The 12,233-nt window shown below is 60.8% G+C and carries 13 protein-coding genes and 1 pseudogene; 10 read left to right on the forward strand and 4 right to left on the reverse strand.

Features of this window, described 5'->3' with window-relative positions:
- The 6 genes and pseudogenes from Q0R16_RS09555 to Q0R16_RS09580 form a co-directional block, all read left to right on the forward strand.
- Positions 1-121 (forward strand): annotated as a pseudogene (locus Q0R16_RS09555) (IS630 family transposase); the annotation flags it as partial.
- 27 nt (positions 122-148) lie between these two features.
- Complete coding sequence (locus Q0R16_RS09560) at positions 149-1,042, forward strand: Dam family site-specific DNA-(adenine-N6)-methyltransferase (RefSeq protein ID WP_295635590.1); 894 nt, start codon at positions 149-151, stop codon at positions 1,040-1,042.
- 45 nt (positions 1,043-1,087) lie between these two features.
- Positions 1,088-1,450, forward strand: coding sequence for a CopG family transcriptional regulator (locus tag Q0R16_RS09565; RefSeq protein ID WP_295635594.1), 363 nt, complete (start codon positions 1,088-1,090; stop codon positions 1,448-1,450).
- On the forward strand, positions 1,447-1,842 hold the full coding sequence (locus Q0R16_RS09570) for a PIN domain-containing protein (RefSeq protein ID WP_295635597.1): 396 nt from the start codon (positions 1,447-1,449) through the stop codon (positions 1,840-1,842). Before Q0R16_RS09565 ends, Q0R16_RS09570 begins: the two co-directional genes overlap by 4 nt.
- A complete protein-coding gene (gene glmS / locus Q0R16_RS09575) occupies positions 1,842-3,665 on the forward strand; it encodes a glutamine--fructose-6-phosphate transaminase (isomerizing) (protein ID WP_295635600.1) in 1,824 nt (607 codons plus the stop codon). The genes Q0R16_RS09570 and glmS overlap by 1 nt, the downstream gene beginning before the upstream one ends.
- A 97-nt stretch (positions 3,666-3,762) precedes the next feature.
- A complete protein-coding gene (locus Q0R16_RS09580) occupies positions 3,763-6,117 on the forward strand; it encodes an EAL domain-containing protein (RefSeq protein WP_295635603.1) in 2,355 nt (784 codons plus the stop codon).
- On the opposite strand, the gene purQ is transcribed toward Q0R16_RS09580, so the two are convergent.
- Both purQ and purS read right to left on the reverse strand, forming a co-directional pair.
- A complete protein-coding gene (gene purQ, locus Q0R16_RS09585) occupies positions 6,114-6,803 on the reverse strand; it encodes a phosphoribosylformylglycinamidine synthase subunit PurQ (RefSeq protein WP_295635606.1) in 690 nt (229 codons plus the stop codon). The two genes, Q0R16_RS09580 and purQ, sit on opposite strands and share 4 nt — an antisense overlap.
- Positions 6,803-7,048 carry a phosphoribosylformylglycinamidine synthase subunit PurS gene (gene purS / locus Q0R16_RS09590; protein WP_295635609.1) on the reverse strand — a complete coding sequence of 82 codons (246 nt, stop codon included), beginning with the start codon at positions 7,046-7,048 and terminating at the stop codon, positions 6,803-6,805. The genes purQ and purS overlap by 1 nt, the downstream gene beginning before the upstream one ends.
- A 521-nt stretch (positions 7,049-7,569) precedes the next feature.
- Between purS and Q0R16_RS09595 the strand changes: the two genes are divergently transcribed.
- Positions 7,570-8,633 (forward strand): IS630 family transposase gene (locus tag Q0R16_RS09595; protein ID WP_295635612.1). Its coding sequence is split into 2 segments (ribosomal slippage): positions 7,570-8,061 and positions 8,064-8,633, totalling 1,062 coding nucleotides; the frame shifts between segments, so codons are not numbered across the junction.
- 353 nt (positions 8,634-8,986) lie between these two features.
- Positions 8,987-9,643, forward strand: a complete 657-nt coding sequence (locus Q0R16_RS09600; protein WP_295635616.1) for a hypothetical protein — start codon at positions 8,987-8,989, stop codon at positions 9,641-9,643.
- Positions 9,644-10,133: 490 nt separating this feature from the next.
- On the opposite strand, the gene Q0R16_RS09605 is transcribed toward Q0R16_RS09600, so the two are convergent.
- Complete coding sequence (locus tag Q0R16_RS09605) at positions 10,134-10,700, reverse strand: TetR/AcrR family transcriptional regulator (RefSeq protein ID WP_295635620.1); 567 nt, start codon at positions 10,698-10,700, stop codon at positions 10,134-10,136.
- Positions 10,701-10,788: 88 nt separating this feature from the next.
- On the opposite strand from Q0R16_RS09605, the gene Q0R16_RS09610 reads away from it, so the two are divergent.
- Together Q0R16_RS09610 and Q0R16_RS09615 are read left to right on the forward strand one after the other, a co-directional pair.
- The gene (locus Q0R16_RS09610) at positions 10,789-11,520 is read left to right on the forward strand and encodes a glutathione S-transferase N-terminal domain-containing protein (protein WP_295635623.1); all 732 of its coding nucleotides are present in this window, start codon (positions 10,789-10,791) and stop codon (positions 11,518-11,520) included.
- Between the two features lie 52 nt (positions 11,521-11,572).
- On the forward strand, positions 11,573-11,971 hold the full coding sequence (locus Q0R16_RS09615) for a VOC family protein (protein ID WP_295635631.1): 399 nt from the start codon (positions 11,573-11,575) through the stop codon (positions 11,969-11,971).
- A gap of 38 nt (positions 11,972-12,009) precedes the next feature.
- Here the strand turns inward: Q0R16_RS09615 and Q0R16_RS09620 are convergent.
- Positions 12,010-12,233 (reverse strand): hypothetical protein (locus tag Q0R16_RS09620; protein ID WP_295635627.1); only part of this gene is annotated, 224 nt, incomplete at its 5' end.

Consider the following 12,233-nt stretch of genomic DNA (forward strand, 5'->3'; position numbering starts at 1 on the left):
CCGCGTCTTCACATCCTACGACAACATCATCGACCACTGCTGCGAAGCCTGGAACAAGCTCATCGATCAGCCTTGGCACATCATGACCATCGGCCGCCGCAAATGGGCGCGTGGGTCATGATCAGTGCAGGTTGGTATAAACCCTGAAATGACAAAGATTTTTGTCCCGCCAATCAAGTCTCAGGGCATCAAGACAAAGTTGGTGCCGTGGATTGCCAGTGTCGTGCCGAGCGACTTTTCGGGTCGCTGGATTGAGCCATTTTCCGGAACCGGTGTTGTCGGCTTAAACTTGGCACCCAAGGAGGCGCTGCTTGCAGATAAAAACCCGCACCTGATTAATTTTTACAATGCAATCAACAGAGGAGAGATCGGCCCGGACGACGTTCGGGCATATCTTGAACGAGAGGGTGAGCAACTGGCATCTGTAGGTGAGGATCACTATTACTATATACGGGAGCGCTTCAACAACGAGGGGAGCCCGCTGGATTTCCTGTTTATCAACCGGGCCGGCTTCAATGGAATGATCCGCTTCAACCGCAAGGGGCGGTCCAATATCCCATTTTGCCGGAAGCCAGGACGATTCGCACCAGCCTATGTGACCCGGATCGTGAATCAGGTGCGCTGGGTCCAGCAGACATTGCGGACCAAACAGTTCACGTTCGTCTGCCAGGATTTCGCGACGACGGTTGCACGGGCGGAAAAAGGCGACATCATTTATTGCGACCCGCCATACATTGATCGCCATGTGGATTACTTTGGCGCGTGGGGAGACACGGAAGAGCGCACGCTTCGTGCGGTGCTATCAGAATCGCGGGCAAATTTCATTTTATCGACTTGGCACCACAATGATTACCGATCAAACGACTATATTGAGAGTCTATGGAGCGATGATCACATGCTGACGCGCGATCATTTCTATCATGTTGGCGGGCGTGAAGAGAACCGCAACCCAATGGTCGAGGCGCTTGTGACCAATCTGCCTTTGTCGATTGCAAGTGAAAGCGAGCCACTGCGCCAAATGGAGTTTGAGATCGTCGATTGAGCTTACAGGCTTGTTTGTATATCATGATATGATATAGCCATATCAATGGCACGGATCCTCGCTGACATTCCCGATGATGACATCAAGTGGCTCGAAGCGCGCGCGGCCGAGCAGGGCAAGTCGCGTGCGTCGGTCCTGCGCGAGGCGGTGCAGGCCTATCGCGCCGAGGGCGGCGATGACTGGCTGGAAGCGGGCTTTGGACTTTGGGCCCGGCACGGCATTGCATTCGATCCGCACGAGTATGAGCGCAAGCGCCGGGCCGAATGGACGCGGCCTTGGGACGACGACTATGAGGAAGTCCGCGCTGAATCGCCAGATTGCTTCGATGAATATGACGATCGCGAGCGAGCGCATTACCTTGCGCTTCAGGCAAAGGCGGCCGAAAGGCACAAGCAGAACACCGCATGAGCGGCTACAGCTTCGACGCCAACATTCTCATTGACGCACTTTGGGACCATCCACCGGCCCACGAGGAAATTCGTCGCGCGGGCGCGCGTGGAGCACGGATGTGGATCAGCCGGATGGCTTGGGTCGAAGTGCTGTCCAAAGGCGATGACACTGTGCTGCGCGAGGCGCTGCGATTTCTCGGCCGTTTCAGCATGGACGAGATCGACGAGGAAACCGCTCTTCGCGCAGCCTCACTTCGCCGCGAGCGGCCTCGCCTCAAGTCGCCCGACGCGATCATCCTCGCCTCGGCGCAAGTCCGGGGCCGGGTGCTGATCACGCGCAATACCAGAGACTTCCCGGCGGAAATGCCAGGCATTCGCGTACCTTACAGGCTTGAACGGGACTTTCTTTAATGTGTGGCATCATCGGTATCGTCGGGCGGGATCAGGTTGCGGAGCGGCTGGTCGACGGCCTCAGGCGGATGGAATACCGCGGCTATGACAGTGCGGGCATCTGCACGATCTTCGAAAACGAACTGATCCGCCGCCGCGCTCCGGGCAAATTGTTCAACCTCGTCACCGAATTGGCGCGCGATCCGGCGCCCGGCACGACCGGCATCGCGCATACCCGCTGGGCGACGCACGGCGCGCCTACCGCCGCCAACGCGCACCCGCACGCCACCAGCGAACTGGCGCTGGTCCACAATGGCATCATCGAGAACTTCAAGCCGCTGCGCGAGGCTTTGACCGCGCGCGGCCGCAAGTTCGAGAGTGACACCGACACCGAAGTGGTTGCCCACCTTGTGTCCGAACTGGTCGAGGCTGGAGCCGAACCTGCCGATGCGGTGCGCCAAGTGTTGCCGCAATTGCGCGGCGCCTTCGCACTGGCGATCGCGTTCCGGCGCTATCCGGACATGCTGATCGGCGCGCGGCTCGGTTCGCCGCTGGTGGTGGGTTATGGTGACGGTGAGACGTATCTGGGCTCGGACGCGCTCGCGTTGGCGCCGCTGACGCAGAAGATCACGTATCTCGAAGAGGGCGACTGGGTGATCGTCACCCGCGAAGGCGCGCAGATTTTCGACGCCGACAACCGCGAAGTCACCCGCGAGATCACCACTTCGGGCGCGTCTGCGGTGGCGATCGAGAAGGGGCCGTACCGCCACTTCATGCAGAAGGAGATCTTCGAGCAGCCGACCGTGGTGGCGCAGACCTTGCGCAGCTATATCCGCCAGGTCGACCAGACGGTGGCGCTGCCGCAGTTCGATTTCGACCTTTCCAGCATCAACCGCGTGACGATCGTGGCCTGCGGCACCAGCTATTACGCTGGAATGGTGGCGAAATACTGGTTCGAGCAGTTCGCGCGGCTGCCCGCCGACATCGATTTCGCGTCGGAATTCCGTTATCGCGAGCCGGTGCTCGAACCGGGCGGTCTCGCGCTGTTCATCTCGCAGAGCGGCGAGACGGCGGATACCCTGGCCGCGCTCAAGCACTGCAAGGCCAATGGCCAGACGATCGCGGTGGTGGTCAACGTGCCGACCAGTTCGATGGCGCGCGAGGCCGATCTCTTGCTGCCTACTCACGCCGGGCCCGAGATCGGCGTGGCTTCGACCAAGGCGTTCACGTGTCAATTGGCAGTGCTGGCCGCGTTGGCCGCGCACCTTGCGGTCAAGCGCGGGAAGATGAGCCGGGCAGAGGAAACCGACATCGTGTCGCAATTGCTCGAAGTGCCCGCCACGCTTAACGCCGCGCTGGCGCATGACGACGAGATTGCCGCGATGGCGCACCTGATCGCGCCGGCGCGCGATGTGCTTTATCTCGGGCGCGGGCAGGACTATCCGCTGGCGCTGGAGGGCGCGCTGAAGCTCAAGGAAATCAGCTACATCCATGCTGAGGGCTATGCTTCGGGCGAAATGAAGCACGGGCCGATCGCGCTGATCGACGAAGCCGTGCCGGTGATCGTGATCGCGCCCTCGGGGCCGCTGTTCGAAAAGACCGTCAGCAACATGCAGGAAGTGCGCGCGCGCGGCGGCAAGATCGTGCTGATTTCGGACGCAGCGGGCATTGCCGAAGCGGGCGAGGGGTGCATGGCCACGATCGAGATGCCCAGCGTCCACCCGCTGATCGCGCCATTGGTCTATGCAGTGCCGGTGCAGTTGCTTGCGTATCATGTTGCAGTGGCCAAGGGCACCGACGTCGACCAGCCGCGAAATCTGGCCAAATCCGTCACTGTCGAGTAGAAAATTGAATATCTGCAATAAGTTAACCAGCAAATCTTAAGATTGTAATTGCGCGGCGCTTACCTTTGCGAAAGGTTCGTCGCTTAAGACGCCAAGTGTGTCGAGCACCGCAGCCAGTCCCACCACTTTGCCCAAGCGCTTGCCGGCGCTGGCGGTGCTCGGCTTTGCCGAACCCGCAGACGGCGATTGGTGGCGGCTGCGTGGCATGCAGTATGCCCAGATCGGCCGCATGACGATGGCGCGGTTGATCGCGCATGCGTTGGCCGCGCTGCTCGTTATCCAGTTGTTCGTCCACACCACGCCGCTGCTGCTGATCGGTGCGTGGCTGGTCACGCTGTTGCTGGCCTTGGCTTATGGCGCGCAGATCGACCGGCGCGTCGAAGATGCCGAGCGGCGCCGCTTCTCCCCATCCGAAGTCCGCGATCAAACCGTGGGCACGCTGGCCGCCGCCATTGTCTGGGCGCTGCCGGTGGTGATTTTCACGCAGTACGGCAGCGCTGGCGACCGGATGTCGCTGTGGACCGTTACCGCCATGCTCGTGACCGGGATGCTGGTCGGTTATGCCGCAGTGCCACGTTGCACACTGATTTTTGCGGGGGTGGTTGGCGGAGCGAGCGCGCTCGGGTTCCTGTATCAGGGCGAGTGGGTCAGCGCGGCGGTGGTCATGGTGTTCGGCGTGTTCGTCAGCGTCGGCGCCATCGAGGTTGCGCGCACGTTCCTGGGTGGCAAAGTGGCCGAAGCGGGGATGGCTGAACGCAACGAGGTTGTGTCGCTGCTGTTGCGCGAATTCGAGGAAAACGAGGCCGACTGGCTGTGGCAGGTCGATGCATCGCGGCGCGTGCGCGGGGTATCACCACGCTTCGCCTTTGCGCTCGGGCGCGAGACCGACGATGTCGATGGGCAGCCGCTGATTCAGTTGATTTCGGGCCCGGCGTGGGAAGACGGGCGCTTTCACCCCAGCCTCCACCAGCTCGCCGAAAAGCTGAAACGGCGCGAAAGCTTCTCCGACTTGCTCGTCCAGGTCACGCTGCCCGGCGGAGAGCGCTGGTGGGAACTGTCGGCATCCCCGCGCTTCGACGATGCGGGCAACTTTACCGGATTTCGCGGCGTGGGTTCGGACGTCACCGAAAAGCGCGAGAACGCCGACAAGATCGCCTATCTGGCGCGCTACGACACGCTGACCGGTCTGCCCAACCGCCTGCAAGTCAATGAATCAATGGGCGAAGCGTTGGCCTATGCCGTGCAATGGCGCGGGCGCTGCGCGTTCATGATGATCGACCTCGATCGTTTCAAGGCGATCAACGATACGCTCGGCCACCTGGTCGGCGATCAGTTGCTGGCGCAAGTATCGGCGCGGCTTCGGGCGATGATGCCCAAGGGCGCAATGTGCGGGCGGCTGGGCGGTGATGAGTTCGCGGTCGTGGTCACCGACGCCAGCGACGGCGCCGCGGTGCGGGCCTTGGCCGACCAGGTGATCGAATCGCTGTCGCGCCCTTATGACGTGGATCATCACACACTCTACGTCGGTGCCAGCATCGGTTCGGCGCTTGGCCCCCGCGATGGGCCGACGGTCGAGACACTGATGCGCAACGCCGATCTGGCGCTCTATCGCGCCAAGGACGAAGGTCGCGGGCGGCACTGCATCTACGAGCCAGAACTTCACGCGCAGGCAGAGGAGCGCCGCAAGCTCGAAATCGCCATGCGCCGCGCGCTCGATCGGCAGGAATTCGTACTGGCATTCCAGCCGGTGGTCGATGCCATCGACGAATCGGTGGTCAGCTTCGAGGCGCTGCTGCGCTGGAACAGCAAGGAGCATGGCTCGGTCAGCCCGGCCAAGTTCATCCCGCTGGCCGAAGATACTCGCCAGATCGTGGTGATCGGCGAATGGGTGCTGCGCGAGGCCTGCCGCGAGGCGACCAACTGGCCCGCCCGCGTCAAGATTGCGGTCAATGTCTCGGGCGAACAATTGCTCGATCCGCACTTCGCCGAAACCGTCGTTTCCGCGCTTTCCGCCAGCGGCTTGCCGCCGCACCGGCTGGAAATCGAGGTCACCGAAAGCATCTTCGTGCGCGATGGCACCACCGCGCAGGCCACGCTGGAGCGCATCATGGCGCTCGGCTGCGGGGTGGCGCTCGATGATTTCGGCACCGGCTATTCCTCGCTCGGCTATCTCCGGCGGATGCGGTTTTCGACCATCAAGGTCGATCGCAGCTTCGTCCAGGGCGCCGCGCGCAACAACCCCGAAAGCCTGGCGATTATCCGCGCCGTGGTGGCAATGTGCGACAGCCTGGAAATGTCGACCACCGCCGAAGGCGTTGAAACCGAAGACGAACTGGCGATGGTGCGCCGGCTCGGCTGCAAGAAGATCCAGGGCTATTACTTCGGCCGCCCGATGCCGTCCGCCGATGCCCGCGCCCTGTTCCGCAGCGAACAGCCGCGCCTTATCGCCTAAGCGTCCACGAGACCCTTTATCACGCTTTCGAACAACGCCCTGCCATCAGTCCCACCGTGGGCTGCTTCGATCATCCGTTCGGGGTGCGGCATCATGCCCAGCACGTTGCCCTTCGCATTGAGCACGCCCGCGATGTCCCGCGCCGATCCGTTGACGGCTTCCGCATAGCGGAACGCCACGCGGCCTTCGCCCTCCAGCCGGTCGAGCGTCGCGTCATCGGCGAAGTAGTTGCCATCGTGGTGCGCCACCGGGATCACGATCCGCTGGCCGGCCTCGTACCCCGCGGTGAACAGCGACTGGCTGGTCTCCACGGTCAACGCCACTTCGCGGCACACGAAGCGGATGCCGGCGTTGCGCATCAGCGCGCCGGGGAGCAAGCCGGCCTCGGTCAGCACCTGGAAGCCGTTGCACACGCCCAGCACCGCCACACCGCGCTCCGCCGCTGCGATCACCGCCTGCATCACCGGCGAGCGCGCCGCCATCGCGCCCGAGCGCAAGTAATCGCCGTAGGAAAACCCGCCCGGCAGCGCGATCAGGTCGAGCCCATCGGGCAGCCCCGCATTGCCGTGCCACACGCGGTAGACGGTTCCGCCGCCAAGATCGCCCGCAATCTGCTCGATCGCCACCGCCATGTCGCGATCGCAGTTCGATCCGGGAAAGGTCACGACCGCGGCGGTGAAAGCCATCAGGCGGGCGCTCCTGCTATCTTTTCGATCCGGTAATTCTCGATCACCATGTTGGCGAGCAGCTTGCGGCACATCTCGTCAATCGCGGCGTCGGTCACGTCATCGGCCACGTCGAGTTCGATCAGCCGGCCGCTGCGCACATCGTTGACGCCGGCAAAGCCCAGCCCTTCCAACGCATGGTGGATCGCACGCCCTTGCGGATCGAGCACGCCGTTCTTGAGGCTGACGGAAACACGGACCTTCATCGCATTATGGCCTTCATCGCATCCTGGCCTTTTCTGGCAGTTCAAGCCCCGCGCCTATGCCGCCCTCCACCGCCAAGGGCAACCCCGGCGAAATGCGCCCGGTTTCCGGTTGCACATTGTGCAAGTTGATAAAACACATGCACGCGTCTGGCAGTCACAGAGCCTTTTGCCCGACCAACCGGGCGCAGCGGGTCTATAGCGGGGGCGGGGCGTGTAGGAAAGTTTTTGGTGAGCTTGCGGGCGGGGCTGCGGCGCGAACCCGGCACCACCACCTTCGTCACCCCGGACTTGATCCGGGGTTCGGCTTTGATCCAATGCGCGCCGATCGTCCACGCTGACCAGCACTTCGGGGACATGCTATTGCGTGTCCCCGTCCGACGTTGCGGAAGAGGGCCTTGGTGTTGTTTGAGAAGGGTGGTTCGGTGGTTAATACCAACCTGCCGTGAGGCTGACTCACGGGGGGGATTCCCAAACTGGCGAAATTCTGAATCAATGGCGCCCTGCAATTGGAGGGCGTGACCATGGGATCAGCGATCAGCTTGAGGGAAGATTTTGACAGCACAGCGTTGAGGAAATTGGCGCGCGCGTCGAAGAGCGCGAACCAGGCGCGCCGTCTGTTGGCATTGGCCGAGATTTACGACGGAGGCAGCCGCAGCGCGGCCGCGCGGATCGGCGGGGTGGGCTTGCAGATTGTGCGTGACTGGGTGGTGCGCTTCAATTTCCGCGGTCCCGACGGTTTGCTCGACGGCAAGGCGCCGGGGAAACGGTCTCGCCTCGACGATGCCCAGCGGCGGGCGCTTGTCGAGGTGGTCGAGCGCGGTCCGATTCCGGCGATCCATGGCGTTGTTCGCTGGCGGCTGATCGACCTGGTCCAGTGGCTGCACGAGGAATTTGCAGTCTCGCTCGATGAAACGACCGTGGGGCGCGAGTTGAAGAAGCTGGGCTACGTCAAACTAACGGCGCGGCCCCGCCACCATGCCCAGAACGAATATGAGCTGGAGGCCTTCAAAAAGGGGGCTTCGCAGCCGAGCTGGCAAAGGTCAGGGCAACCCTCCCGAAGCGCACGCCCATAGAGATTTGGTTCCAGGATGAGGCCCGGGTTGGCCAGAAAAACAAGATCACGCGACGCTGGGCCCAACGCGGAACCCGGCCGTCGGCCCCGAAGGATCAGCGGACCAAATCCGCCTACATCTTTGGCGCGATCTGCCCGGAACACGGCAAGGGTGCAGGGCTGGTGCTGCCCTTCTGCAATACCGAAACCATGTCGCTGCATCTGACCGAGATCTCGCTCATGGTCGCACCCGGCGCTCACGCGGTCGTGCTGATGGATCAGGCTGGTTGGCATACGACCGGCAAGCTCATCGTGCCCGGCAATCTCAGCATCATCGCTCTGCCCGCGAAATGTCCAGAGTTGAACCCGGTCGAAAACATCTGGCAATTTATGCGCGACAACTGGCTCTCAAACCGCGTCTTCACATCCTACGACAACATCATCGACCACTGCTGCGAAGCCTGGAACAAGCTCATCGATCAGCCTTGGCACATCATGACCATCGGCCGCCGCAAATGGGCGCGTGGGTCATGATCAGTGCAGGTTGGTATTAGCAGTCATGGCCAATGACGGTTGCGCAACCGCCGGGCTGGTAAGGACTAGGATCGGACTAACCGCAGCACGTTGGCCAACAATCTGCACCTCGGGTCGATGAGCACGACCGACGTCACGTTTGCTGCGTGTCAGGTGCGTGCCGACACACGATCGACGATGCATTTTCGAATAAAATGGCGCACGATATCGATGATGAATTTGGCATCGTACAATCGACGATCTAGATTGAGCCAGTGGATCTGAGGATCAGGTAAGCGCCAGCTGTCCTAGGTCAAGACGTACCTCCACCCAGCACCATCTGAATTTAACAACTACCTTGGGGACGGCGGCTTATGAAAACAATGGTAACAAGTTTCGTATTTGCCGCTGCGCTAGCGACCTTTAACGGTGCGCAGGCCGATGTGGGTCAAAAAACATCGCTGGCTCTCACTCGCTCGATACAAAGCTTGTGCCGAGCCGCACCTGCCGAAACCTTTGACCTTACCGCATCTCCGGTTGGTCACTTAGTCGCGTTCGTCCGCGCGACGCACGACCGAACTGATCCGTCATCGCTCTGGCTATTCAAGCCAACAAATCCGAGCTGCAAAATGCTCGTCCATTCGCATCCTACGGATAATAACACGACCAACCTGCGGGGTTTGAATAACCCAGTGTTCTCAGTGGATGGAAAAGCGATCTATGTTTTGTCGCAAGCATGGGTGACCTCAGACACTCTGTTCCGCGTCGATCTTGCCACCGGCAAACGCCAGTTTGTCAGCGCCGCCAATCTCGTGATGGTGATCCGCGACGGGCCATATAGAAATGATCTAATCATCAGCGAACATGCTTATAATGCCGGACCCGAGGGCGGATCGTTCGAGCGGCTTCTGTTAATCAGCCCGGCCGGTCGGCGGTTGATGGTCTTGCCGAAGCCCAACGATGGCGAAGATGCCGGCCCTTGGTTACACCAGCATCATTGGCACGTGCTAAATTCTGGCGGCGTTCGGTAGCGCGAAGCCACATTCCCAACTGCATTGCGCTGAGGAAACACCGTTAGGCTGATAAATCCTCATTAGCTGGCGGACCGGAATTAACTAGCGCCGTGACTGCGGCCTGCAGAGATAGCAAATAAGACCGATTATGCCTAGCTCGTATAGGACGATAACAACTAGCGAGTCGATGCCCATACCGATGAAAAACTTTTTCGATCAGAAGATGAGGCCAGCTGTCCGTCGTCAGAACATTCGGCCATTGCTTGTGGTCTTACGGAACGACCGCTCTCGCCTATAATTCTTCATTCAAAGAGCACTTGTCATTTCCCAATGTAACCATTCGTTTATTTCAGTTCTCGCGGCTTCTCATTGCTTGGATAAGCTATCGGAATAGGCCGCAAGCGAATCCGCCCTTTGTGTGTCGCGATTGAGCAAATCACGCGGCTACCGCAGTAAAGGCGTCATTGAGTCGCAGGGCTGGCGTCGGCGCCGAGCAGCGACCAGCTTGCTAAGCCGGCAAGAGTCCAACTGCGCGGTAGCTAGCGATCATCGTATCGAAAAGCGCGATGTCTGATCGGCCCCTCGCGAAGAGTTGCGCTCCGGCGACGGCCGCATAGATCGCCTTCGCCCTCGATTCACTTTCGCCGGGTTCGACAATTCTCGTGTCGTTGAGCAGCTTGCCCAGCCAGGCAACATTGACGTCGGCAAAGCATTGAACCTCGGTCTTCACCCGATCAGGAAGATCGTCATATTCGGCCGCCATGAAGCTGGAAAGGCAGATACGGTTATCGTTCGACAGCGATGCCCGGAAAATCTCCGGGTACCGGCGTAAGGCCACGATCGGGTCAGGCTCCTCGTCAGCAATCGCGGCCAATTGCCCGACCGTGTCTTCCCAATAGCGCCGCGCCACCGCCGCACCAAGATCGGCCTTGGTCGCGAAATGATGATGGATGCTGGGCGCTTTAATTCCGACTTGTGCCGCGATGTCACGGAAGTTCAGGCCGTTATAGCCACGCGCCATCGCGATCCGTCGTGCTGCGGCCAGCACTGCTTCCCTGGATGTTGAAACCGCCATTGCTCCGCCCGTATCCCCGACCCGACCAAGTGGTAGATAGACCTTGACGCCTATCACGCAAGCGCGCATCCATCGCCCTACCGGTCACTTGGTAGATGAATTCATGACAGTCCAATTGCCGCTGCCTAGGCAACTCCGCCTTTTCACCTCTCCCTCCGCGTTCCCTAATCCTCAGCGTCTGCGCATCTTCCTGCACGAGAAGGGCATTGCCGACCGCTTCGATGAGCGGGTCTACGACATGTCCCCGGTGGGAGAGCAGCGGCAGTGGAAGCATCTTAAGATGAACCCTTGGGGTGAAACGCCGACGCTCGAATTGGCGGACGGCAGCTTCATCTCGGAGACCGCTGCGGTCGTGCGCTATCTCGACCAGGTATTTCCGGGCCGCCGGATCATGGGCGAGACCGCTGAGGAACAGGGGCTGGACTCGATGTGGGACAACCGCATTTGGGTGCACATCCTCTACCGCATCACGACCGCGTTCCATGTCTTGCATCAGGGGCTCGGCCCCAAGCTCGAACTGACGGTCAACCCGGCATGGGGCGAGCATTGCCGCAAGGAAGCGCTGGCGCATACCGTGCTGGTCAACCGGCATCTGGCCGATGGCCGAGACTGGCTGCTTGGCGGTGCGGAGCCTACGTTTTCGGATATCACGCTGGCGACAGCGATCGCCTTCTCCAAGTTCGAGGTGAACGCGATGCCGCTCGACGAGCGGTACGAGCACATCGATGCGTTCTGGCAGCGATGGCAGCGCCGCCCGACCTTCCTAGCCGCCTATGCCGATCGCAGCAGCGGCGTGCCGGAACTGGATGACCGCCCGTAGCGGTCGCACCACTTATCTTCGTTACAACAACGCACTGAGCAGGAGAAAAAGCATGCTGTTTCACACCATGGTCGGATCGAACGACATCGAACGATCGAAGCGCTTCTATGACGCCGTGCTCGGGACGCTCGGCGTCGGTGAACCGACGCGGAATATCGCCGACAGCGGACATACCCGGCTCATTTACAATAATGGCAACGGAACCAACTTCATCGTCAGCCAGCCGATCAACGATGAACCTGCGACCGTCGCAAACGGGAGCACCGTCGCCTTTTCGTGCAACTCGCCCGAACAAGTGAAGCAGCTTCACGATACCGCAGTTGCCAACGGCGGCACCTCGATCGAGGCCCCGCCTGGGCCGCGCGAGACCGCGTCGATGGGTAAGATCGAGCTCGCCTATTTTCGTGACCTCGACGGCAATAAGCTCTGTGGAATCCATTTTCCCAAATAACCGCGGTTGTCGCATATTGGGCGAAACGCCGCCCGTCTTCAGTATGGACGGGCGGTAAACCCTGTTTCGGAGCAAGTGCGGGAGATAGGATCGTCTTGAGCGACCCATTTATAGGCATCGAATTGGACTTGTAACGGTTTTGCGCCGGTCACTTGAGAGTTTAACACTCGATCAAGGAGACCGATGAGATGAAGAAGCATACAGAAGATTTCAAGCGTGAGGCGGTGCGGATTGCGCTGAGCAGCGGGCTGTCGCGGCGGCG

It is taken from the genome of Novosphingobium sp., assembly GCF_025351285.1.
Taxonomy (GTDB): domain Bacteria; phylum Pseudomonadota; class Alphaproteobacteria; order Sphingomonadales; family Sphingomonadaceae; genus Novosphingobium.